Consider the following 306-nt stretch of genomic DNA (forward strand, 5'->3'; position numbering starts at 1 on the left):
CGTGGTATGGCAAGATCAAACCACCATGGCGGTCTACTACAGTGAATTTAATACCGATGGTACACATAACCGCACCATCAATTTACCAAACAGCCTAAATGAGAACCTATTGTCAGCGGCAAGTAATGGTAGTGGTGATATTGTATATGGTTTAGCTGCCACTGGCGGTGCATCCGATCTAGTAACGCCGACCACAGCGCGTCTGATCCGATATGACGTGAATAGCCAAACGACGCTTGTTGAGCAAAGCCTTAATACCAATACTAGCGGTGATGGAGCGTTAGATTTCTGGAAAACAGGTAATTT

At 45.4% G+C, this 306-nt stretch carries 1 protein-coding gene; it reads left to right on the forward strand.

The window, feature by feature from the left end; translation table 11 throughout:
- Positions 1-306: hypothetical protein (locus F8B77_RS17795; protein WP_167512884.1), on the forward strand; the 306-nt coding region annotated here is incomplete at both ends.

The organism is Aliivibrio finisterrensis, from assembly GCF_008933155.1.
Lineage (GTDB): Bacteria > Pseudomonadota > Gammaproteobacteria > Enterobacterales > Vibrionaceae > Aliivibrio > Aliivibrio finisterrensis.